The sequence below is a fragment of the Burkholderia sp. 10_S31 genome, assembly GCF_056930375.1.
In genome coordinates this window covers 355532-377892 of sequence record NZ_JBXOWK010000003.1, presented here as the reverse complement: position 1 = coordinate 377892, position 22361 = coordinate 355532, and the positions used below count along the sequence as shown (strand labels likewise).

Sequence of the window (22361 nt, the reverse complement as noted above, 5' to 3'; positions counted from 1 at the left end):
CATTTCAAGATGCTTACGGAGCCCCCATGCTTTCACGACGCTACCTCGCGATGTGGTGTGCCGTCCTGCTGCTCGTCGCGGCGGCCGCACTCGCGTCGATCCACGTGCTTTCCTGGCTGTGGATCATCCTCCCCGTCGCCCTCGTCGCACTCGGCCTGTACGACCTGAACCAGGACCGCCACGCGATCCTGCGCAATTACCCGCTCTGGGGCCATTTCCGCTTCCTGTTCGAGTTCATCCGCCCCGAGATCCGCCAGTATTTCGTCGAGGACGACACCGACGAGAAGCCGTTTTCGCGCGCGCAGCGCAGCCTCGTCTACCAGCGCGCGAAAAACGTCGCCGACAACCGCCCGTACGGCACCGAACTGAACGTGAAGGCCGTCGCGCACGAATGGATCAGCCACTCGCTCGCGCCGACGAAGTTGCCGAACCACGACTTCCGCATCCGGGTCGGCGCGAACCGCGCGCAGCCGTACGACATCTCGATCTTCAACATCTCGGCGATGAGCTTCGGCTCGCTGTCCGCGAACGCGATCCGCTCGCTGAACCTCGGCGCGAAGAAAGGCGGATTCGCGCACGACACGGGCGAAGGCTCGCTGTCGAAATACCACCGCGAGAACGGCGGCGACATCATCTGGGAAATCGCGTCCGGCTACTTCGGCTGCCGCAACGACGACGGCACGTTCAACCCCGACAAGTTCGCGAAGCAGGCCGCCGATCCGCAGGTCAAGATGATCGAGATCAAGCTGTCGCAAGGCGCGAAGCCCGGCCACGGCGGCGTGCTGCCGGCCGCGAAGATCACGCCCGAGATCGCCGAGACGCGCGGCGTGCCGATGGGCAAGGACTGCATCTCGCCCGCGACCCACTCGGAATTCTCGACGCCGCGCGGGCTGCTCGAATTCGTCGAGCGGCTGCGCACGCTGTCGGGCGGCAAGCCGACCGGCTTCAAGCTGTGCATCGGCCATCCGTGGGAATTCTTCGGGATCGCGAAGGCGATGATCGAGACGGGCATCGTGCCCGACTTCATCGTCGTCGACGGTGCGGAAGGCGGCACCGGCGCGGCGCCGCTCGAATTCACCGACCATGTCGGCGTGCCGCTGCAGGAAGGGCTGCTGCTGGTGCACAACACGCTCGTCGGGATCGGCGTGCGCGAGCGCGTGAAGATCGGCGCGAGCGGCAAGATCATCACCGCGTTCGACATCGCGCGCACGCTCGCGATCGGCGCCGACTGGGTGAACTCGGCGCGCGGCTTCATGTTCGCGGTCGGCTGCATCCAGGCGCAGCATTGCCATACCGACCGCTGCCCGACCGGCGTCGCCACCCAGGACCCGGTGCGCCAGCGCGCCCTCGTCGTGCCCGACAAGGCCGAGCGCGTGTACAACTTCCATCGCAATACGCTGCACGCGCTTCAGGAACTCGTGCAGGCGGCCGGTCTCGGTCATCCGTCCGAGCTGCGCGCGCATCACATCGTGCAGCGCGTCGCGTCGCACGAAGTGCGGCTGATGTCGCAGCTGCTGAAGTACCTGAAGCCCGGCGCGCTGCTCGACGGCCGGACCTGCGGCTATACGCTGTACGACAAGTGGTGGCCGATCGCGCGCAGCGATTCGTTCGTGCTCGGCGAGACCGTCTACACGTCGATCGAATGACGCGCGATCGCCCTTCGCACGGGCGATCCGCCCAAAAAAAGCGCCCCGCGGGGCGCTTTTCTCTTGCCTGCTCGATCCGCAGCCGGTGGCCGGTCAGCCCTGCGGCAGCGTGTCGGCGAACGTCTGCCGCTGCGACAGCTTCACGAAATGCTTGTCGAGATTCGGATGGCGATCGCGCCAGTTGAGCTCGGGCATCCGGAAGTCGAGGTAGCCGAGCGCGCAGCCGAGTGCGATGTCGGCGAGGGTGTAATGATTACCGACGCACCACGTCTTGCCGCCGAGGCCCTGCGACATCGCGACGAGACCGTCGTCGATCTTGCGCTGCTGGCGCGCGATCCAGCTCGCGCTGCGCTGCGCTTCGTCACGCAGCGTGTGTTCGAGACGGATCGCGACAGCCGCGTCGAGCACACCGTCGCCCAGCGCTTCCCAGCAACGCACTTCGACACGTTCGCGCCCCGACGGCGGAATCAGCTTGCCGACCGGCGACAGCGTATCGACGTATTCGCAGATCACGCGGGAATCGAACACCGCGGCACCATCTTCCATCACGAGACACGGGACCTTGCCGAGCGGATTCGATGCATGAATGTCCGTCTCCGGCGCCCACACGTTTTCGAGCTCCAGCTTGTAGTCGATCTTCTTTTCAGCAAGCACGATCCGCGCCTTTCGGACGTACGGGCTGCTGAGCGAACCGATTAATTTCATCATCTGCCTTTTTAAGGGAACCGCCGAGAGTATACGTTGTCGCCGATCATAACCGGCCGGCGTGGCCGGGTAGAAAATCGCCCGTCCGGCCTGTGGATGGTTTGCAACAGCCATCGCCGAGCCCCGTCCGGCGTGGCTTGCGGCCACCCCACTCACGCACCGCGTCCGGCGGCGCTACAATCGCACGAATGAATGCGCCCCTCGATACCGCCATCGCCGTCGACGTCTACCGCCAGCGCCGCGAACGCGTGCTTGCCGCACTGCGCGCCGCGGGCGGCGGCGTCGCCATCGTCTCCACCGCGCCGGAAATGCTGCGCAACCGCGACACGGCCTTTCCGTACCGGTATGACAGCTACTTCCATTACCTGACGGGCTTCACCGAGCCGGACGCCATGCTCGTGCTGAATGCGGCCGGCTCGCACGGCGCGCCGGAATCGATCCTGTTCTGCCGCGCGAAGAATGCCGACCGCGAGATCTGGGAAGGTTTCCACTACGGGCCCGAGGCCGCGCGCGATGCGTTCGGCTTCGACACGGCCTACGCGGTCGACGTGATCGACACCGAAATGCCGCGGCTGCTCGCCGATGCGGGCACCGTGCACTACCGGTTCGGCGCATCGGCCGAGTTCGACCGCCAGCTCGCCGGCTGGATCGATGCGGTGCGCGCGCAGGCGCGTGCGGGTGTCGCCGCGCCGGACGCGCTGCTCGACCTCACGCCGCTGCTCGACGACATGCGGCTCGTGAAGGACGAACACGAACTCGCGATCATGATGCGTGCCGCGCACATCTCCGCGCTCGCGCATCGCCGCGCGATGCAGGTGTGCCGCCCGGGGATCCGCGAATACGAACTCGAGGCCGAGCTGCTGTACACGTTCCGCAAGCATGGCGCGCAAGCACCCGCGTACGGCTCGATCGTCGCGGCCGGCGCAAATGCGTGCGTGCTGCACTACCCGGCCGGCAATGCGGCCGCGCAGGACGGCGACCTGATCCTGATCGATGCCGCGTGCGAGCTCGACGGCTACGCGTCGGACATCACGCGCACGTTCCCGGCCAACGGGCGCTTCTCGCCCGCGCAGCGCACGCTGTACGACATCGTGCTCGCCGCGCAGCAGGCCGCGATCGACGCGACGCGCGCGGGCGTGCCGTTCGAGGCGCCGCACGACGCGGCCGTGCGCGTGCTCGCGCAGGGGCTGCTCGATACCGGCATCATCGCGAAGACGCGCTTCTCGAGCGTCGACGACGTGATCGCCGAGCGCGCATACGCACGCTTCTACATGCACCGCACCGGCCACTGGCTCGGTATGGACGTGCACGATTGCGGCGACTATCGCGAGCGGCTCGCCGCGCGCGACGCCAACGGCGCGCTGCCGTGGCGCACGCTGAAACCCGGCATGACACTCACCGTCGAGCCGGGCCTGTACGTGCGGGCAGCCGACGACGTGCCGTCCGAATACTGGAACATCGGCATCCGCATCGAGGACGACGCGATCGTGCGCGAGCACGGCTGCGAGCTGATCACGCGCGACGTGCCGGTGGCGGCCGCCGAGATCGAGGCGCTGATGCGTGCGGGCGCGGCGCACGGCACCTGAGCGCGCCGCAGGCTGCTGTCGCGCCTCTGCCGACCCGCCGTTGACCGTTACTTCGTTTCACGAACACTGATGACGACCGCTTCCTCCCCGGCCACGCCGGACTACGACCTCGCCATCGTCGGCGCGGGCCCCGTCGGGCTCGCGCTCGCCGGCTGGCTCGCGCGGCGCAGCGCGACGCAGCACGCGTCGATCGCACTGATCGACGCACGCGAGCCGGCCGCGAGCGCGAACGATCCGCGCGCGATCGCCGTATCGCACGGCAGCCGCGTGCTGCTCGACACGCTCGCGTGGCCCGGCGACGCGACGCCGATCGAACACATCCACGTGTCGCAGCGCGGCCATTTCGGCCGCACGCTGATCGACCGCGACGAGCACGATCTCGCCGCGCTCGGCTACGTGGTGCGCTACGGCTCGATCGTGCAGGCGCTCGCGCAGGTGGTGCGCGGCACGCGCGTCGACTGGCTCACGTCGACCACCGCGCGCGCGCCGCAACAAGACGCCGACGGCGTCACGCTGATGCTCGACGGCCCGCAAGGCGAGCGCACGCTGCGCGCGCGCATCGTCATCAATGCCGAGGGCGGGCTGTTCCACGAGCAGCAGGCCGATGCCGGCAAGCATCGCCGCGACTACGGTCAGACCGCGATCGTCGGCACGGTCACCGTCTCGGCGCCGCGCCCGAACGTCGCGTGGGAACGCTTCACGCACGAAGGCCCGCTCGCGCTGCTGCCGCTCGACGGCCCGCGCCAGGCCGAGTATTCGCTCGTCTGGTGCTGCACGCCCGACGAGGCGGCCCGCCGCGCCGCCCTCCCCGACGACGCGTTCCTGCGCGAGCTTGGCACGGCCTTCGGCGAGCGGATGGGTCGGTTCGTCGCGATCGCGGGGCGCGCATCGTTCCCGCTCGGGCTGAACGCGGCGCAGACGCTCATCAACGGGCGCATCGCGATCGTCGGCAACGCCGCGCAAACACTGCATCCGGTCGCCGGCCAGGGGCTCAACCTCGGGCTGCGCGATGCGCATACGCTCGTCGACACGCTGTCCACGCAGGGCTTCGAAGCGACGGCGCTCGCCACCTTCAACGCGCGGCGCGCGCTCGACCGGCGCTTCACGATCGGCGCGACCGACACGCTCGCGCGCCTGTTCACGGTCGACGCCGGCCCGCTTCCGCTGCTGCGCGGCGCAGCGCTCACCGTGCTCGAATTCGTGCCGCCGCTCAAGAAGGCGATCGCGCGCCAGATGATGTTCGGCCAGCGCAACTGACGCGCGACGCACACCGCGCATTGCGCGCAGCCGGACCACGCAAACCGGGTCAAATCGGCGGGGCATGGGAATACGGTAAAATGCGCGTTTTCCCTCCGCCTTTTTTGCCCGCGACGCCCGGCGCTCGCGGGCGGTGCCATTGCGATGCCCGTTATCGGCTCTCACGTTTTGCGTAACAACCTGTTCGTTGCCCCGATGGCCGGGGTGACGGATCGTCCGTTCCGCCAGCTGTGCAAGCAGTTGGGGGCCGGATACGCCGTGTCCGAGATGGTCGCGTCCAATGCGCAGCTGTGGAAAAGCGCGAAGACGATGCGGCGGGCGAACCACGAAGGCGAAGTCGAGCCGATCGCCGTGCAGATCGCCGGCGCCGATCCGGCGATGATGGCCGAAGCGGCCCGCTACAACGTCGACAACGGCGCGCAGATCATCGACATCAACATGGGTTGCCCGGCGAAGAAGGTCTGCAACGTCGCGGCCGGTTCCGCGCTGCTGCAGAACGAGCCGCTCGTGCAGCGGATCGTCGAGGCAGTCGTCGCGGCGGTCGGCACGGGGCCGGATGCGGTGCCCGTCACGCTGAAGATCCGCACCGGCTGGGATCGCGAGCACAAGAATGCGATCACGGTCGCGCGCCTCGCCGAAGCCGCCGGCATCTCGATGCTGACCGTGCACGGCCGCACCCGTGCCGACCTGTACCGCGGCGACGCGGAATACGACACCATCGCGGCCGTGAAGGCGGCCGTGCGCATCCCGGTCGTCGCGAATGGCGACATCACGTCGCCGGCGAAAGCGAAGGCCGTGCTCGACGCAACCGGCGCCGATGCACTGATGATCGGTCGCGCCGCGCAAGGCCGGCCGTGGCTGTTCCGTGAAATCGATCATTTCCTGCAAACCGGTGAGCTGCTGCCCCCGCCGCGGATCGACGAGATCCAGCACGTGATGAACGAGCACCTGGAAGACCACTACGCGTTCTACGGTGAATTCACGGGCGTCCGTACTGCGCGCAAGCACATCGGCTGGTACACTCGCGGCCTTTCCGGTGCCAACGGGTTCCGGCACAAGATGAACACGCTCGATTCCACCCGCGAGCAGCTCGCCGCCGTCAATGCATTCTTCGAGGCGCAAAAGGCGCTGTCGGACCACCTCGTCTACGTCGATGACGAAGAGGAAAACGGCCAGGGCGAGTCGGACGACCATAACCAGTTAGCAGCATGAGCAAGCACAACATCGAACAATGTGTCCGCGAGAGCCTGGACGTGTATTTCCGGGATCTAGACGGCTCCAATCCGCACGACGTCTATGAAATGGTGATGTCCTGCGTCGAAAAGCCGATGCTCGAGGTCGTGCTCGTACAGGCCGGCGGCAACCAGTCGCTCGCCGCGGAGTACCTCGGCATCAATCGCAATACGCTGCGCAAAAAGCTGCAGCAGCACGGCCTGCTGTAGGCGGCCGTCCCGTCCCCGTTTCCCTGGCTATTGGTGGTTCCATCATGATCAAGCAAGCGCTCATTTCCGTTTCCGACAAGACCGGTATCGTCGACTTCGCAAAGTCGCTGTCCGACCTCGGCGTCAAGCTGCTGTCGACCGGCGGCACCGCAAAACTCCTCGCCGATGCAGGCCTGCCCGTTACCGAAGTGGCCGACTACACGGGCTTTCCGGAAATGCTCGATGGGCGCGTGAAGACGCTCCACCCGAAGGTGCACGGCGGCATCCTCGCCCGCCGCGACCTGCCCGAGCACATGCAGGCGCTGGAGCAGCACGGCATCCCGACGATCGACCTGCTGGTCGTGAACCTGTACCCGTTCGTCGCGACGATCGCGAAGGACGACTGCACGCTCGCCGACGCGATCGAGAACATCGACATCGGCGGCCCGACGATGCTGCGCTCGGCCGCGAAGAACCACCGCGACGTGACGGTCGTCGTCGATCCGGCCGACTACGCGGTCGTGCTCGACGAAATGAAGGCGAACGGCAACGCGATCGGCTACGCGACCAACTTCCGCCTCGCGACGAAGGTGTTCGCGCACACCGCGCAGTACGACGGCGCGATCACGAACTACCTGACGAGCCTGACCGACGAGCTGCAGCACGCATCGCGCAGCGCGTACCCGGCGACGCTGAACATGGCGTTCGACAAGGTGCAGGACCTGCGCTACGGCGAGAACCCGCACCAGAGCGCCGCGTTCTACCGCGACCTCGCGGCGCCGGCCGGCGCACTGGCGAACTACCGCCAGCTGCAGGGCAAGGAACTGTCGTACAACAACATCGCGGATTCGGACGCGGCGTGGGAATGCGTGAAGACGTTCGACGCGCCGGCCTGCGTGATCATCAAGCACGCGAACCCGTGCGGCGTCGCGGTCGGCAACGACTCGGCCGACGCGTACGCGAAGGCATTCCAGACCGACCCGACGTCGGCGTTCGGCGGCATCATCGCGTTCAACCGCGAAGTCGACGAGACGGCCGCGCAGGCGGTGGCGAAGCAGTTCGTCGAAGTGCTGATCGCGCCGTCGTTCACGGACGCCGCGAAGCAGGTGTTTGCCGCGAAGCAGAACGTGCGCCTGCTCGAGATCGCGCTGGGCGAAGGCCATAACGCATTCGACCTGAAGCGCGTGGGCGGCGGCCTGCTCGTGCAATCGCTCGATTCGAAGAACGTGCAGCCGAGCGAGCTGCGCGTCGTCACGAAGCGCCAGCCGACCGCGAAGGAAATGGACGACCTGCTGTTCGCATGGCGCGTCGCGAAGTACGTGAAGTCGAACGCGATCGTGTTCTGCGGCAACGGCATGACGCTCGGCGTCGGCGCAGGCCAGATGAGCCGCGTCGATTCCGCACGCATCGCGAGCATCAAGGCGCAGAACGCAGGCCTCACGCTGGCCGGCTCGGCCGTCGCGTCGGATGCGTTCTTCCCGTTCCGCGACGGTCTCGACGTCGTCGTGGCGGCAGGCGCGACCTGCGTGATCCAGCCGGGCGGCTCGATGCGCGACGACGAGGTGATCGCGGCAGCCGACGAGCACGGCATCGCGATGATCCTGACGGGCGTGCGTCACTTCCGTCACTGATCGCACGCGGCCCGCGCGGCCGCCGCACGCAAACCCGGCGGCATCGCACCCGCCGGGTTTTTTATTGCGCGGCGCCGGCGCACGCGACCGTGCGGCCGGTGCCGCGCACCATTCGTTGTAGTATCGCTGCATCAGGTTTTTCTCCTCACTCATGCGAATTCTCGGCATCGACCCCGGCCTGCGCGTCACCGGCTTCGGCGTCATCGACGTCAGCGGACACCGGCTCGCCTATGTCGCAAGCGGCGTGATCCGCACGCCGACGGCCGACCTGGCCACCCGGCTCGGCACGATCTTCCAGGGCGTATCGACGCTCGTGCGCGAACATGCGCCCGACCAGGCTGCGATCGAACAGGTGTTCGTCAACGTGAACCCTCAGTCGACACTGCTGCTCGGCCAGGCGCGCGGCGCCGCGATCTGCGGGCTCGTCGCGGGCGGCCTGCCCGTCGCCGAATACACCGCGCTGCAACTGAAGCAGGCCGTCGTCGGGTACGGCCGCGCAACCAAGTCGCAGATGCAGGAGATGGTCACGCGACTGCTCAATCTCACCGGCCAGCCCGGCAGCGACGCGGCCGACGCGCTCGGGATGGCGATCTGCCATGCGCACAGCGGCAATACGCTCGGCACGATCGGCGGCCTTGCGCCGGCGCTCGCGAAAAAGGGGCTGCGCGTGCGGCGCGGACGGCTCGTCGGCTGATACGACCGCACGCAGCCGCCCGGCGCGGCGCGCGCATTGCGCCTGCCGCAGCCCTGTCCGCCTGATCGACCCGCGTCGCGCACGCGCGGCGCATCGCCCCGACCTGATGGCCGACCCATCGGCATCGCGCCGCACCTGCGCTACACTCGCGCTTTCTTCCTCGCATCCCGCCATCCATGATCGGTCGCATCGCCGGCATCCTGCTCGAAAAGAACCCGCCTCACCTGCTCGTCGACTGCAACGGCGTCGGCTACGAAATCGACGTGCCGATGAGCACCTTCTACAACCTGCCGCAAACGGGCGAGCGCGTCGTGCTGCTCACGCAGCAGATCGTGCGCGAGGATGCGCACCTGCTGTACGGCTTCCTGACGCCGCAGGAGCGCACGACCTTCCGCGAACTGCTGAAGATCACCGGCATCGGTGCACGCATGGCGCTCGCCGTGCTGTCCGGCATGAGCGTGCAGGAGCTCGCGCAGGCGGTGACGATGCAGGACGCCGCACGCCTCACGCGCCTGCCCGGCATCGGCAAGAAGACCGCCGAGCGCCTGCTGCTCGAACTGAAGGGCAAGCTCGGCGCGGACCTCGGTGCGCTCGCCGCTGCCGCGTCGCCGTCCGACCACGCGACCGACATCCTCAACGCGCTCGTCGCACTCGGCTATTCCGAAAAGGAAGGCCTCGCCGCGATCAAGAACGTGCCGGCCGGCACCGGCGTGTCCGAGGGCATCAAGCTCGCGCTCAAGGCGCTGTCGAAGGTGTAACGGCGGCCCGGGCAGGCGCCCGAACCGGCTGTCGGAGCCAGTGTCGCGCCGCGATGCGGCGCGCGCCAGTCGGCCGTTCGGCCAGTTCGGCCGCGTGACGGTGCGCGGTACAATGGCCGCATGATTGAAACCGACAAACTCGCCGCCGAGCGGATCATCGCCGCCACGCCCACCTCGTCGCACGAGGAGGTGTTCGAACGCGCGCTGCGGCCGCGCCAGCTCGACGACTACGTCGGCCAGGAAAAGGTGCGCGGCCAGCTCGAGATCTTCATCGAGGCCGCGAAGCGCCGCTCCGAGCCGCTCGACCACGTGCTGCTGTTCGGGCCGCCGGGCCTCGGCAAAACCACGCTCGCACACATCATCGCGCGCGAGATGGGCGTGAACCTGCGCCAGACGTCGGGCCCCGTGCTCGAGCGCGCGGGCGACCTCGCCGCGCTGCTGACCAACCTCGAAGCGAACGACGTGCTGTTCATCGACGAAATCCACCGGCTGTCGCCGGTCGTCGAGGAAATCCTGTATCCGGCGCTCGAGGATTACCAGATCGACATCATGATCGGCGAAGGGCCGGCCGCGCGCAGCGTGAAGCTCGACCTGCAGCCGTTCACGCTGGTCGGCGCAACCACGCGCGCGGGGATGCTGACCAACCCGCTGCGCGATCGTTTCGGGATCGTCGCGCGCCTCGAGTTCTACGATGCCGACCAGCTGTCGCGCATCGTGCGGCGCTCGGCATCGCTGCTGAACGCACAGATCGATCCGAACGGCGCGCTGGAGATCGCGAAGCGCTCGCGCGGCACGCCGCGGATCGCGAACCGGCTGCTGCGCCGCGTGCGCGACTATGCGGAAGTGAAGGCCGACGGCCAGATCACAGCGGCCGTTGCCGACGCCGCGCTCGCGATGCTCGACGTCGATCCGGTCGGCTTCGACCTGATGGACCGCAAGCTGCTCGAGGCGATCCTGCACAAGTTCGACGGCGGCCCGGTCGGCATCGACAACCTCGCGGCGGCGATCGGCGAGGAACGCGACACGATCGAGGACGTGCTCGAGCCATACCTGATCCAGCAGGGCTTCCTGCAGCGCACGCCGCGCGGGCGCGTCGCGACGCTGCTCACGTATCGCCACTTCGGGCTCTCTACACCCGATGCCGGCAACGCCGAACGCGGGATGTGGGATACCCCCGACGGGAAGTAGCACGCTGCCCGCACCAAGCCAGCCATGACCACGCCGCCCAGCCCTCACCACGCCGCCCCCGCACCGGGCCCGCGCTGGGCCGAGCCGATCCGCAAGCGGCTCGTGGCCGGCATCACGCATCTGACAGCAGGCGGCGGTGGTCCGTCGATCGATCTCTCGTCGCCGCCCGGCGATCCTGGGCTGTTCGGCCCCGACGCCATCTGCTGGCGCGTGCATGCCGATTTCACGTCGATGATGACGGGCGGCATCGCCGCGCTGCTGCTGCAGGCGCTTCATCCGCTCGCGCTCGCGGGCGTCTGGGATCACTCGTCGTTTCGCACCGACATCCTCGGCCGCTTGCGGCGCACCGCCACGTTCATCACGGGCACGACGTTCGGCAGCCGCGCGGACGCACTCGCGCTGATCGAGCGCGTGAAGGCGATCCACGCGCGCATATCGGGTACCGCGCCCGACGGCCGGCCGTACCGAGCCGACGATCCGGCATTGCTGACGTGGGTGCATGTCGCCGAAGTATCGAGCTTCCTCGCCGCGCATTTGCGCTATGTGAATCCGTCTCTGTCGGGCGAGTCGCAGGACGGCTACTACGCCGAAACGGCCTTGATCGCCGAGTTGCTCGGCGCCGAGGATGTTCCCCGCTCACGGGCCGAGATAGCGGCCTATCTCGCGCGCATGCAGCCCGAACTCGCAGCCGGGCCGCGCACCTTCGACGTGATGGACATCCTGCTGAATGTGCCGGTCGCAACGCCCGCGCTGCGGCCGGCCGCGTCGCTGATGATGCATGCAGGGATCGACCTGCTGCCGCCCTGGGCGCAGCGCATGCTCGGTGTATCGACGTTCGCACCGCTGCGACGCGCCGTGGTCCGGCCCGGCATCCGGGCCGTCGCCCCCGTCCTGCGCTGGGCGCTCGTCAACGGCGCGTCGAAACGCGCACGCCGCCGCGCAACTGCGACACCGCCCGACGGCAACCCGCCCGCCTGACGATCCTTCATATCATTTCAATTTGCTGTCAAATACTTGTGACAAGCTGACGGACTTGCCTGCGCGCACGCTCGCACGTCCTGCACGTCGGTCGTCCGCGCGGCGTTCCGCCCACCCGACCGACTTCCGATGCCAGCGATGCCACGCCTGCCGATCCGTTTCGCCCTCGCCGCCAGCCTGTCCACCGCTCTCGCCCTCGCCGCGTGCGGAGGCGACGATGTCGCCGCCGTCGCCCGTTCGGATGCGCAAACGCCATCCGACGGCAACACCGCGGCACCCGCGCCGCCCGCGACCGTCACGCCGCAGCCAGGCAAATGGAAGGCCGCGCGCGCAGGCGAGCTGATCGACGTGACGCTCGGCGATCTCCATCCGACGCAAGGCGCGATCGGCTACGACCAGATCTACTACAAGCTCGGCCGCTACGAACTGCAGCCCGACAAGAAGTTCGACGACTTCTGCGCGGACGAAGGCCTCGGCGGCGTCGCATCGAGCGGCTACAGCGCGCAATCGACGCTGCGCGAACCAGCCAGCTACACGTGCACGACGACCGACGCGAATGCGCGCGACCGCTCGGTGCTGAGCCCGGTCGTGATCGGCCCGAACGGCGACACGCTGTACGTGACCGACGGCCATCACGGCCTGTCGACCTACTACGAAACGCCCGACGGCGGCCCGACGCTGCATGTGCACGTCGTCGTGAAGGACAACCTGAGCGACTACTCGGGCGATGCGTTCTGGCAGCAGATGCAAAGCCGCGGCTACGTGCGCCTGAAGGACGGCGAAGGCAACGCGATCACGAGCACGCAACTGCCGAGCGGCCTCGGCCTGAAGCTCGGAATGACAAACGACCGCTACCGGTCGCTCGTCTATTTCACGCGCGACATCGGCTACGGCAAGCCCGCGCAATCCACCGACTACCTCGAGTTCTACTGGGCCGACTGGCTGCGCGCGCAGCCGGGCACGTTCTCGCTCGCGAGCTACGACCTGACGCGCGCGGGTGCAACCGATCCCGATCCGGCCAAGGCCGATACCGGCTATCTGAACGCGGTGTGGAATGCGTCGACGCGCATGGTCGCGGCCACGGATCCCGTGATCGACGGCAAGACGGGCGCCGATCTCGGGCGCACGGGTGCGATCAACGGCGGGAAGAAGTACAGCAAGGGGGAATTCGACAAGCTGCGCCAGCCGATCACGGCCGACAAGCCTGGCAAGATCGCGTATGCGCTCGACTACAAGACGCGCCACGCACTGCCGCAGTAAGCCCGACGCGGAAGACGGCTCCGGCCGGCCACGCCGGGCGGGGCCGCCGATGCGATCGAATCAGAGTACCTTGCGATACCCGTCGTCGTCGCTCGTGGCATCCAGATGCGACACGTCGGCCCATTGCACGACCTGCGCGCGGCCATCGACGTAATCGACGACGTTGATGCTCGTGTTGAGCAATTGATAGCTGCGCGGCGCGGACAGGTCGAGACCGTTTGCAAAACGGTACACGCAGTCGAGCACGCCGCCGTGCGCGACGCATGCGATCCGGCCGCCAGGATGCGCGGCGACGATCGGCTCGAGCGCGTGCAGCACTCGGTGATAGAACTCGCGCTGCGACTCGCCGCCGTCGGGCGCGAAACCCGGGTCGCGGGTCTGCCACGCGGCGTAGGCATCCGGAAACAGCGCCTCGATCTCGGTGCTGTCGTGTCCCTGGAACACGCCGTACGCGCGTTCGCGCAGCCCTTCGCGCAATTGCAGCGGCCGCCCGAGCGCATCGGCAAAGGGTTGCGCGGTCTGCTGCGCGCGCATCAGGTCGCTCGAATAGATCGCGTCGATCCGCTGCCCTTCGCGCGCTTCCCGCGCAAGCCGGACGGCCAGCCGCTGCGCCTGCGCGAGCCCCGTGTCGGCCAGCGGAATGTCAATATGGCCCTGGATACGCTTGATGCGATTCCAGGCCGTCTCGCCATGGCGAATGAACAGGATCTGCGTGGTGGCCATCGCGGCGCGTCTCCGGGAAAGAATCAGGGCCGCACTTGCAGCCAGAACGTCACGGGGCCGTCGTTGACGAGCGACACCTGCATGTCGGCGCCGAACTCGCCCGTCTCGACGACCGGATGGCGCTCGCGCGCAGCCGCGACGAAATAGTCGAACAGCCGCGCGCCTTCGTCGGGCGGCGCGGCCGGCGTGAAACTCGGCCGCAGCCCGCTGTTGGTATCGGCCGCGAGCGTGAACTGCGACACGAGCAGCAGGCCGCCGGCGCCGCCGGCGCCATCGATGTTCGACACCGGCAGGTTCATCTTGCCGGCCGCGTCGCTGAACACCCGATAGCCGAGCAGCTTCGCGAGCAGCTTGTCGGCCGCGGCCTCGGTGTCGCCGCGCTCCGCGCAGACGAGCGCGAGCAGGCCCGCGCCGATCTCGCCCGTCGTGCGGTCGCCGACGCGTACGTCGGCGCGCTTCACGCGCTGGATCAGCGCGATCATGCGGTCAGCGTGACGCGCGCGAAGCGGCGCTTGCCGACCTGAATGACGAACTCGCCGGCCTCGACCTTCAGGCCCTTGTCGGACACGGTCGCACCGTCGATCTTCACGCCGCCCTGCTCGATGTTGCGCAGCGCTTCGCTCGTCGACGGCACGAGGCCCGCCTGCTTCAGCAGCTGGCCGATCGCGAGCGGCGCGCCCGCGAGCGTGACCGACGGGATGTCGTCCGGCACGCCGCCCTTCGCGCGGTGGTTGAAGTCCTCGAGCGCGCGCTCGGCGTCGGCCTGCGAGTGAAAGCGCGCGACGATTTCCTGCGCGAGCAGCACCTTGAAGTCGCGTGGGTTGCGGCCGCCTTCGGCGTCGCGCTTGAAGCCGGCGATCTCGTCGAGGCTGCGGAACGACAGCAGTTCGAAGTAACGCCACATCAGCGTGTCCGAGATGCTCATCAGCTTGCCGAACATGTCGGTCGGCTTCTCGCTGATGCCGACGTAGTTGCCCTTCGACTTCGACATCTTCTCGACGCCGTCGAGACCTTCGAGCAGCGGCATCGTGAGAATGCACTGCTGTTCCTGGCCGTACTGCTTCTGCAGTTCGCGGCCGACCAGCAGGTTGAACTTCTGGTCGGTGCCGCCGAGTTCGAGGTCGGCGTTCAGCGCGACCGAGTCGTAGCCCTGCATCAGCGGGTACAGGAATTCGTGGATCGAGATCGGCACGCCGCCCTGGAAGCGCTTCGTGAAATCCTCGCGCTCGAGGATCCGCGCGACCGTGTAGCGCGACGCGAGCTTGATCATCCCGTCCGCGCCGAGCGGCATCGACCATTCGCTGTTGTAGCGGATCTCGGTTTTTTCTCGATCGAGCACGAGCGCGGCCTGCTCGAAATAGGTCTTCGCGTTCGATTCGATCTGTTCGCGCGTAAGCGGCGGGCGCGTCGCGTTGCGGCCCGACGGGTCGCCGATCAGCGACGTGAAATCGCCGATCAGGAAGATCACGGTATGGCCAAGGTCCTGCAGCTGGCGCATCTTGTTCAGCACGACCGTGTGGCCGATGTGGATGTCGGGCGCGGTCGGATCGAGGCCGAGCTTGATGCGCAGCGGCTTGCCGGTGGCTGCGCTGCGCGCGAGCTTCTGCGCGAACTCTTCCTCGATCAGCAGCTCGTCGACGCCGCGCTTCGTGACGGCGAGCGCATGGCGGACTTCGTCGGTAATCGGGAAAACAGGCTTGGAACTGGGTTCGGTGCTCATCGGTGCCAGGAAGAATGTCGCAAAGACAGGGATTTTCCCATAACTTGCGCGTGCATCGCTTAACGACGCGTCAGGTTGCGCGGATAATCGGGCGCAAGGCGCGTGGCACCGGCCCGCGCCGCTCGATCCAGGAGAACCCAACGTGCCGCAACGACATCCGCAACCCGCCCATCCGGCCGACGGCATCTACTTCGGACTGATGTCGGGAACCAGCATGGACGGCGTCGACGGCGTCGCCGTGCGTTTCGAGACCGGCCGTGCGCCCGTCGTGCTCGCGGAGGCGTTCGTGGGCTTCGCGCAATCGCTGCGCGACGCGCTGTTCGCGCTGCAGCAGCCCGGCGACAACGAGATCGACCGGGAATCGATCGCGGCGAACGCGCTCGTCGCACGCTACGCGGTGTGTTGTCACGAACTGCAGCGCACGGCCGGGCTGTCGCGCGACGAGATCCGCGCGATCGGCGTGCATGGCCAGACGGTCCGGCACCGTCCCGAGCGCGGCTACACGCGCCAGCTCAACAATCCGGCGCTGCTCGCCGAGCTTGCCCATGTCGACGTGATCGCCGATTTCCGCAGCCGCGACGTCGCGGCCGGCGGCCACGGCGCGCCGCTCGCGCCGGCATTCCATGCGACGGTGTTCGGCGCGCCGGGCGAGACGCGGGTCGTCTGCAACCTCGGCGGCATCAGCAACATCACGATCCTGCCCGGCGAAGGCGGCGACGTGCGCGGCTTCGACTGCGGGCCCGCGAATGCGCTGCTCGACGCGTGGGCGATGCGCCACCTCGGCAAGCCGTTCGACGACGGCGGCAAGTTCGCCGCGCGCGGCACCGTGCACGCGCCGCTGCTCGACGCGCTGCTCGACGAGCCCTACTTCGACGCGCTGCCGCCGAAGAGCACCGGCCGCGACCTGTTCAATCCTGCGTGGCTCGATGCGAAGCTCGCCGGGTTCGCGCAGGTCGCGCCGGAAGACGTACAGGCGACGCTGACGGCGCTCACCGCCGTCTCGGTCGCCCGCGAGATCGCACGGCACGCGGCCGGCTGCACGGCCGTGTTCGTCTGCGGCGGCGGTGCCCGCAACCCGGTGCTGCTCGCCGCGCTCGCGGATGCACTGCGCGAGGCCGGCGTGCCGGCGACGGTGAATACGACCGCCGCGCTCGGCGTGCCGCCGCAGCAGGTCGAAGCGCTCGCGTTCGCGTGGCTCGCGTATCGCTTCACCGCGCGCCAGCCCGGCAATCTCGCGAGCGTGACGGGTGCCGCGGGCGAGCGCGTGCTCGGCGCGCTCTATCCGCGCTGAAGTGAGATCCAGCTGCACGCACTCCGTGCGGCCCACGCCGCGCATGGACATGAAAAACGGGGCATAAAGCCCCGTTTTTCATTTCGGCGAACCGGACAGGATCCGTCGTGCGCTCAGACCGAGAACGACGAGCCGCACCCGCAGGTGGTCGTTGCGTTCGGGTTCTTGATCACGAACTGGGCGCCGTTGAGGTCGTCCTTGTAGTCGATCTCTGCGCCGACCAGGTACTGGTAGCTCATCGAGTCGATCAGGAGCTGGACACCGTTCTTGTTCATCACGGTGTCGTCCTCGTTGACTTCCTCGTCGAACGTGAAGCCATACTGGAAGCCCGAGCAACCGCCACCCTGCACGAATACGCGCAGCTTCAGGTCGGGATTGCCCTCTTCGTCGATCAGTTGCTTGACCTTGTCGGCCGCGGCGTCGGTGAAGACGAACGGTACCGGCATTTCGGCCGTCGTTGCTGCGGATTCGGTAACAGCGTTCATGCGAACTCTCCAAAAAGCTTTAGCCGCTATTGTAGGGCCGATCAGAAGATCGTGCTGATGTCCATGAAATCAATAGGTTCTTGTTGATTTCAATGCGCCCGGCCATGCAGGCGGCCGTCGCGCGGGCATAAAAAAACCGCCAGCGCGAAAGCTGGCGGTTTTTTCGGCGGACGCCGCCCGAAAGCGGCGCGGCCATGAAGCGGAATTAACGCTTCGAGAACTGCTTTGCGCGACGTGCCTTGCGCAGACCAACCTTCTTACGCTCGACTTCACGTGCATCGCGCGTGACGAAGCCTGCGTTCGACAGCGACGGCTTCAGCGTCGCATCGTAGTCGATCAGTGCACGGGTGATGCCGTGGCGCACTGCACCTGCCTGACCCGTTTCGCCGCCGCCATTGACGTTGACCTTGATGTCGAACGTCTGGCCGTGGTTCGTGAGTTCCAGCGGTTGACGCACGATCATCAGCGACGTTTCGCGCGAGAAGTAGTCAGCGATGGGCTTGCCGTTGACGATGATGTCGCCCTTGCCAGCCTTGATAAAGACACGTGCGACTGCGCTCTTGCGGCGGCCCGTACCGTAGTTCCAGTTACCGATCATGTGGGCTCCCCTTAGATCTCGAGCGCCTTCGGCTGTTGAGCCGAGTGCGGATGCGTCGCTTCTGCGTAGACCTTCAGCTTCTTGATCATCGCGTAGCCGAGCGGACCCTTCGGCAGCATGCCCTTGACCGCCTTCTCGAGCGCGCGGCCCGGGAAGCGTTCTTGCATCTTGCCGAACGTCGTTTCATAGATACCGCCCGGGTAACCCGAGTGACGGTAGTACTTCTTGTCCAGAGTCTTGTTGCCCGTGACCTTCAACTTGCTTGCGTTGATGATGATGATGAAATCACCAGTGTCGACGTGCGGGGTGAACTCAGGCTTGTGCTTGCCGCGCAGACGGCGTGCCACTTCGCTGGCAACACGGCCGAGAACCTTATCCGTCGCGTCAATCACGTACCATTCGCGCGTCACCTCATGGGCTTTTGCGGAAAACGTCTTCATGATCGATCCAAAAAAAATGCTTTGCCCGATGTGTTCTTCCTGCTTGTCTGTGTGCGCTTCGAGGCGCGGTGCAGGCTCTCCCTGTTCTTTTTCCGTGGGCATGAATGCGGAAAAGCCCTGAATTATAAAGGAAATAGCGCGGCGCGGTCAAAGAGAATCCACGCCCCGTGCCGGCGGCGCCCGAAATGGGCCAAAATCCGGTCGTGCCCCAACACGCCAGGCGAACCGAGCGCCGGGAGAGGCACCCATCGACGCGCGGCACCTGACCTTGCCGCGCCAGACTGGCCGACAACGGAAAAACAACAAACAAGCATGATGAAACAACGACTTACGCCCTTTCTCGCGGCCGCCTTGCTGGCCGCCGCCGCGCCCGCCGTCGCCGCCCGGGCCGGCTGCGAGGCCAAGCTCGACGCCCTCGACGCCCGCATCGCCGATGCCCGCCGCGCCCATGCCGAAGATCGCATCGCCCGCCTGCGCGCGGTGCGCGAACGCGTGCGCCATTTCTGCGCGCGCGGCCACGGCCACGCGTCGGCCGCCCACGCGCCGGCGCCCGCCGCCCGTTCCAGCAACACGCCGCCCGACGCGGCGTCGCAGCCGGCCGTACGGCAGCACGCGTAATCGGGATCGATACGGGTGTCGGAGCGCGCAAACTGCGCGCCGAGGCTTGCATGGGACGAAAAAAAGCCCGAACGGCTGGTTCGGGCTTAATCCACCTTAGGAGGAGGGTGGAGGAGACATGCGGAGGTTGCCGCAGCGCGACAACCAATGAGGCTCATTATACGAACGCGTCGCCGACTTCACAAGAAAATTTGCATTGCGAAATCACGCACCACAATACGAAATTTGACGCGTTTCGCTAGCCAAGCATCTTTCCTCTTTAAAATCAAATATCTGGATTGCACGCGCAGGAGACATAACACGTCGCATCTAGAGTAAAACCCCTAAAGGCGACAGGGAAATCGGCGTTCGACGCCCCACCGGGCGCCGCACACGCAGACGCGACGTTTCGCGTCGTGCAGCGCATCAGCCGACCGTTGCGCAGCGGGCTACAATGCCGGATCGAATCCGAATCAGGCAACGCTGGAGTACAAGCATGGAATGCAAAGTAAGCTGGATGGGTCAGGACGGCATGGCGTTTTCCGCCCAGACCGGAAGCGGGCACCTCGTCGCGATGGACGGCGCGCCGGAAGGCGGCGGTCATAACCTCGCGCCGCGCCCGATGGAAATGGTGCTGGTCGGCACCGGCGGCTGCACCGCGTACGACGTCGTGCTGATCCTGAAGAAGAGCCGCCAGGAAGTCACCGGCTGCTCGGTCACGCTGAAGGCCGAACGCGCGAGCGAAGATCCGAAGGTGTTCACGAAGGTCCACTTCCACTTCACCGTCACGGGCCGCAACCTGAACCCGGCCACGGTCGAGCGCGCGATCAACCTGTCGCACGACAAGTACTGCTCGGCGTCGATCATGATCGCGAAGACGGCCGAACTCACGCATTCGTTCGACATCGTCGCGGACTGAGCCCGCGGCAGCCGCGGATGAAAAAAGGGCCGGCGCTCCCGATGGAGCGCCGGCCCTTTCGCATTCGAACCGCAAAGCAGGCCGATAAGCCGGATTCTGTGCACGCTGCACGCCGAAGCGCGCAGCGCGTGGCAGCCATTCCTCTAGGCGCGCCATTGCTGACGCGCTCAAGCTTCCTACCCGCAGACGAGACGGGGGCCCCGTCCTGCATCCGAAAATGCGCGCCTGCCTACTTGGAATTGCTCCGGGTGGAGGTTACCGTGCCGGCGAACGTCGCCGTCGCCGCGGTGCGCTCTTACCGCACCGTTTCACCCTTACCTGATCCCGGCTTGCGCCGGGCCATCGGCGGTTTGCTTTCTGTTGCCCTGTTCCGCGTGTCGCCACGGATGGCCGTTAGCCATCACCCTGCCCTGTGGAGTCCGGACTTTCCTCGCCCCCGCCTGCCCGAAGGCGGCGAGGCCGCGACTGCCTAGCCTGCTTTGCGACGCGCATTCTAGCACTGCGCGCCGCCGCCGGCAGCGCGCGAACGACGGCCGCTGCGGAAAACCGCCGGATCGTCGTAGAACGCGGGCGCGGCATTCGCATCGCACCAGCCCGGCACGCCGAGCACCGGCAGCGGCGCGAAATCGCGGCTCGTCAGCTCGCGGGTCGCGAGTTCGCCGGCAATCCGCGCGTCGACATGCGCGGCGCGCTGCGCGTCGGGCCACGAGAAATAGTCGTCGCTCACTTCGACGATCCACGTATGCGCAGTGCAGGACTTGTAAGGCGCGACCAGCTTCTCGAGCAACGCATGCCCGACGAGCCGCGCCTCGCAGCGCGTGCCCCACGCGTCGCGCGCGGCCACCAGCAGTTGCTGCCAGCTGAAGCCGCGCAACGCGTCGGCGAGCGTGCGCTCGGCCGTCACGAACAGCGCGGCGTTCTCGTCGAACAGCGTCAGCGCATCGCGCAGCGTGCCGCGCACGGGCCCGACGCCGCCCGCCGCGTCGATCGTCGCGGCCTGGCGTGCGTTCAGCGCGGCCTTGGTGCGCGGATACGCGAACCAGACGAGCGCATTGAAGAAGTCGTGAAGATTGTGGCGGGTCGGGACGCCGCCCGTGTCGGCGATATGGGTTTCGTACGCGATGCCGGGCGGCAGCTCGGCCTGCGGCACGAAGCGCAGCGGCCTGCCGCGGCCGCTGACGCGCGCGCCGCCCTGCATCGCGCCATTCAGTGCATCGCGCAACGCGGCCTCGCCCGCGAGCGCGGCCGCCTGCAGCATACGGCCCGGCGCCGCGTAAGGCGCGAGCCACGGCGCGGACCAGTCGATCCGCGCGAACTCCGCCGCCCCGCCGCCGGCCGCCTGGCCGGCCCCGCGCGGCGGCGCGCCGGTCACGCGAACTTCCAGCCGATCGGTTCGCCGGCGCGCAGCGGCACGACCGGCGTATCGCCAGCGAAAACCTCGCGCGGCAGTTCCCAGGTCTCGCGACGCAGCGTGATCGTCTCGGTGCTGTGCGGCAGCCCGTAGAAATCGGCGCCGAAGCGGCTCGCGAAATTCTCCAGCTTGTCGAGCGCGCCGGCCTGGTCGAACGCTTCCGCATACAGCTCGAGCGCGTGCAGTGCCGTGTAGCAGCCCGCGCAGCCGCACGCGGTTTCCTTCGCGTCGCGCGCGTGCGGCGCGCTGTCGGTGCCGAGGAAGAAGCGCGGGTTGCCGGACGTCGCGGCTTCGACGAGCGCGACGCGATGCGTTTCGCGCTTCAGCACCGGCAGGCAGTAGTAATGCGGACGAATCCCGCCGACGAACAGCGCGTTGCGGCTGTACAGCAGGTGCTGCGGGGTGATCGTCGCGCCGAGCAGGCCGGGCGCCGCGTCGGCGCCGCGCACGTAGTCGGCCGCGTCCTTCGTCGTGATGTGCTCGAACACGACCTTCAGGCCGGGGAAATCGCGGCGCAGCGGCGTCATCACGCGGTCGATGAAGACTTTCTCGCGATCGAACATGTCGATCGACGGATCGGTCACCTCGCCGTGCACGAGCAGCGGCATGCCGGTTTCCTGCATGACCTCGAGCGTCTTCGCGCACTTGGCGAGATCGCTGACGCCATGATCGGAGTTCGTCGTCGCGCCGGCCGGATACAACTTCACACCGTGCACGAAGCCGCTGTCGCGCGCGCGGCGGATTTCGTCGGGCGCCGTGTTGTCGGTCAGGTACAGCGTCATCAGCGGCTCGAACGTCATCCCGGCGGGCAGCGCGGCCAGGATCCGCTCGCGATAGGCCTGCGCGTGCGCGGTGGTCGTGACGGGCGGCTTCAGGTTCGGCATGACGATCGCGCGCGCGAACTGGCGCGCGGTATGCGGCAGCACCGCGGCCAGCATGTCGCCGTCGCGCAGGTGCAGGTGCAGGTCGTCGGGACGGGCGAGCGTGAGCGTCGCCGGAGAGGAAGCGTTCGAGGCAGTCATAGGAGGCGTCGTGAGGAACGGGCTGGCCATC

General features: G+C 67.4%; 24 protein-coding genes and 1 other RNA gene. 14 read left to right on the top strand and 11 right to left on the bottom strand.

Going from position 1 to position 22361, the window contains the following annotated elements; genetic code table 11:
* Positions 1 to 26 precede the first annotated feature (26 nt).
* Positions 27 to 1646 carry an FMN-binding glutamate synthase family protein gene (locus AC1Z3W_RS21760; protein WP_483508409.1) on the top strand — a complete coding sequence of 540 codons (1620 nt, stop codon included), beginning with the start codon at positions 27 to 29 and terminating at the stop codon, positions 1644 to 1646.
* Positions 1647 to 1739: 93 nt separating this feature from the next.
* Here AC1Z3W_RS21760 and AC1Z3W_RS21755 read toward each other — a convergent pair whose 3' ends face one another.
* A complete protein-coding gene (locus tag AC1Z3W_RS21755) occupies positions 1740 to 2354 on the bottom strand; it encodes a glutathione S-transferase family protein (RefSeq protein ID WP_057926752.1) in 615 nt (204 codons plus the stop codon).
* Between the two features lie 185 nt (positions 2355 to 2539).
* On the opposite strand from AC1Z3W_RS21755, the gene AC1Z3W_RS21750 reads away from it, so the two are divergent.
* The 10 genes from AC1Z3W_RS21750 to AC1Z3W_RS21705 all read left to right on the top strand — a co-directional run bounded on the left by AC1Z3W_RS21750 (position 2540) and on the right by AC1Z3W_RS21705 (position 13124).
* Positions 2540 to 3937, top strand: coding sequence for an aminopeptidase P N-terminal domain-containing protein (locus tag AC1Z3W_RS21750; RefSeq protein WP_483508408.1), 1398 nt, complete (start codon positions 2540 to 2542; stop codon positions 3935 to 3937).
* A 69-nt stretch (positions 3938 to 4006) separates the two neighbouring features.
* Positions 4007 to 5194: a UbiH/UbiF/VisC/COQ6 family ubiquinone biosynthesis hydroxylase gene (locus tag AC1Z3W_RS21745; RefSeq protein WP_483508407.1), complete on the top strand. Its 1188-nt coding sequence runs from the start codon at positions 4007 to 4009 to the stop codon at positions 5192 to 5194.
* Positions 5195 to 5338: 144 nt separating this feature from the next.
* Positions 5339 to 6406 carry a tRNA dihydrouridine synthase DusB gene (gene dusB, locus AC1Z3W_RS21740; RefSeq protein ID WP_057926755.1) on the top strand — a complete coding sequence of 356 codons (1068 nt, stop codon included), beginning with the start codon at positions 5339 to 5341 and terminating at the stop codon, positions 6404 to 6406.
* Positions 6403 to 6636, top strand: coding sequence for a Fis family transcriptional regulator (locus AC1Z3W_RS21735; protein ID WP_006476892.1), 234 nt, complete (start codon positions 6403 to 6405; stop codon positions 6634 to 6636). Before dusB ends, AC1Z3W_RS21735 begins: the two co-directional genes overlap by 4 nt.
* Before the next feature lie 44 nt (positions 6637 to 6680).
* Entirely contained in the window at positions 6681 to 8246 is a 1566-nt protein-coding gene (gene purH / locus AC1Z3W_RS21730; RefSeq protein WP_057926756.1) for a bifunctional phosphoribosylaminoimidazolecarboxamide formyltransferase/IMP cyclohydrolase, read from the top strand.
* Positions 8247 to 8397: 151 nt separating this feature from the next.
* Positions 8398 to 8940: a crossover junction endodeoxyribonuclease RuvC gene (gene ruvC / locus AC1Z3W_RS21725; RefSeq protein ID WP_057926757.1), complete on the top strand. Its 543-nt coding sequence runs from the start codon at positions 8398 to 8400 to the stop codon at positions 8938 to 8940.
* A 176-nt stretch (positions 8941 to 9116) separates the two neighbouring features.
* Positions 9117 to 9698: a Holliday junction branch migration protein RuvA gene (gene ruvA / locus AC1Z3W_RS21720; RefSeq protein WP_057926758.1), complete on the top strand. Its 582-nt coding sequence runs from the start codon at positions 9117 to 9119 to the stop codon at positions 9696 to 9698.
* A gap of 120 nt (positions 9699 to 9818) precedes the next feature.
* Positions 9819 to 10886 carry a Holliday junction branch migration DNA helicase RuvB gene (gene ruvB, locus AC1Z3W_RS21715; protein WP_057926759.1) on the top strand — a complete coding sequence of 356 codons (1068 nt, stop codon included), beginning with the start codon at positions 9819 to 9821 and terminating at the stop codon, positions 10884 to 10886.
* Positions 10887 to 10910: 24 nt separating this feature from the next.
* Positions 10911 to 11864, top strand: coding sequence for an oxygenase MpaB family protein (locus tag AC1Z3W_RS21710; RefSeq protein WP_124834296.1), 954 nt, complete (start codon positions 10911 to 10913; stop codon positions 11862 to 11864).
* A 138-nt stretch (positions 11865 to 12002) separates the two neighbouring features.
* Positions 12003 to 13124 (top strand): ParB/Srx family N-terminal domain-containing protein, encoded by a 1122-nt coding sequence (locus AC1Z3W_RS21705; protein ID WP_483508406.1) that lies wholly within the window; start codon positions 12003 to 12005, stop codon positions 13122 to 13124.
* Positions 13125 to 13184: 60 nt separating this feature from the next.
* Here the strand turns inward: AC1Z3W_RS21705 and AC1Z3W_RS21700 are convergent, their stop codons facing one another.
* Genes AC1Z3W_RS21700 through tyrS form a run of 3 tightly spaced genes read right to left on the bottom strand, consistent with a single transcriptional unit; the run spans position 13185 to position 15567 of the window.
* Positions 13185 to 13847, bottom strand: a complete 663-nt coding sequence (locus tag AC1Z3W_RS21700) for a histidine phosphatase family protein (protein ID WP_124834294.1) — start codon at positions 13845 to 13847, stop codon at positions 13185 to 13187.
* Positions 13848 to 13870: 23 nt separating this feature from the next.
* Complete coding sequence (gene dtd, locus AC1Z3W_RS21695; RefSeq protein WP_006751891.1) at positions 13871 to 14329, bottom strand: D-aminoacyl-tRNA deacylase; 459 nt, start codon at positions 14327 to 14329, stop codon at positions 13871 to 13873.
* On the bottom strand, positions 14326 to 15567 hold the full coding sequence (gene tyrS / locus AC1Z3W_RS21690) for a tyrosine--tRNA ligase (protein ID WP_057926763.1): 1242 nt from the start codon (positions 15565 to 15567) through the stop codon (positions 14326 to 14328). The genes dtd and tyrS overlap by 4 nt, the downstream gene beginning before the upstream one ends.
* Before the next feature lie 142 nt (positions 15568 to 15709).
* Here tyrS and AC1Z3W_RS21685 point away from each other — a divergent pair, with 142 nt between their 5' ends.
* Positions 15710 to 16858 carry an anhydro-N-acetylmuramic acid kinase gene (locus tag AC1Z3W_RS21685; protein WP_057926764.1) on the top strand — a complete coding sequence of 383 codons (1149 nt, stop codon included), beginning with the start codon at positions 15710 to 15712 and terminating at the stop codon, positions 16856 to 16858.
* A gap of 113 nt (positions 16859 to 16971) precedes the next feature.
* On the opposite strand, the gene erpA is transcribed toward AC1Z3W_RS21685, so the two are convergent.
* Genes erpA through rplM form a run of 4 tightly spaced genes read right to left on the bottom strand, consistent with a single transcriptional unit; the run spans position 16972 to position 18381 of the window.
* A complete protein-coding gene (gene erpA, locus AC1Z3W_RS21680; RefSeq protein ID WP_006751888.1) occupies positions 16972 to 17343 on the bottom strand; it encodes an iron-sulfur cluster insertion protein ErpA in 372 nt (123 codons plus the stop codon).
* A gap of 19 nt (positions 17344 to 17362) precedes the next feature.
* On the bottom strand, positions 17363 to 17539 hold the full coding sequence (locus AC1Z3W_RS21675) for a hypothetical protein (RefSeq protein ID WP_162492267.1): 177 nt from the start codon (positions 17537 to 17539) through the stop codon (positions 17363 to 17365).
* Between the two features lie 9 nt (positions 17540 to 17548).
* On the bottom strand, positions 17549 to 17941 hold the full coding sequence (gene rpsI, locus AC1Z3W_RS21670) for a 30S ribosomal protein S9 (protein WP_011883283.1): 393 nt from the start codon (positions 17939 to 17941) through the stop codon (positions 17549 to 17551).
* 11 nt (positions 17942 to 17952) lie between these two features.
* The gene (gene rplM / locus AC1Z3W_RS21665) at positions 17953 to 18381 is read right to left on the bottom strand and encodes a 50S ribosomal protein L13 (RefSeq protein ID WP_009687896.1); all 429 of its coding nucleotides are present in this window, start codon (positions 18379 to 18381) and stop codon (positions 17953 to 17955) included.
* A gap of 312 nt (positions 18382 to 18693) precedes the next feature.
* Here rplM and AC1Z3W_RS21660 point away from each other — a divergent pair, with 312 nt between their 5' ends.
* Both AC1Z3W_RS21660 and AC1Z3W_RS21655 read left to right on the top strand, forming a co-directional pair.
* Positions 18694 to 18999 (top strand): DUF1090 family protein, encoded by a 306-nt coding sequence (locus tag AC1Z3W_RS21660; protein WP_057926765.1) that lies wholly within the window; start codon positions 18694 to 18696, stop codon positions 18997 to 18999.
* A 433-nt stretch (positions 19000 to 19432) separates the two neighbouring features.
* Entirely contained in the window at positions 19433 to 19897 is a 465-nt protein-coding gene (locus AC1Z3W_RS21655) for an OsmC family protein (RefSeq protein WP_082664710.1), read from the top strand.
* A 69-nt stretch (positions 19898 to 19966) separates the two neighbouring features.
* On the opposite strand, the gene rnpB is transcribed toward AC1Z3W_RS21655, so the two are convergent.
* From rnpB to pyrC, 3 genes are all read right to left on the bottom strand, one after another.
* An RNA gene (rnpB, locus tag AC1Z3W_RS21650) (RNase P RNA component class A) lies at positions 19967 to 20378 on the bottom strand.
* 12 nt (positions 20379 to 20390) lie between these two features.
* Positions 20391 to 21269, bottom strand: coding sequence for a DUF3025 domain-containing protein (locus AC1Z3W_RS21645; RefSeq protein WP_175827365.1), 879 nt, complete (start codon positions 21267 to 21269; stop codon positions 20391 to 20393).
* Positions 21266 to 22330, bottom strand: a complete 1065-nt coding sequence (pyrC, locus tag AC1Z3W_RS21640; RefSeq protein WP_175827366.1) for a dihydroorotase — start codon at positions 22328 to 22330, stop codon at positions 21266 to 21268. The genes AC1Z3W_RS21645 and pyrC overlap by 4 nt, the downstream gene beginning before the upstream one ends.
* Positions 22331 to 22361 lie beyond the last annotated feature (31 nt).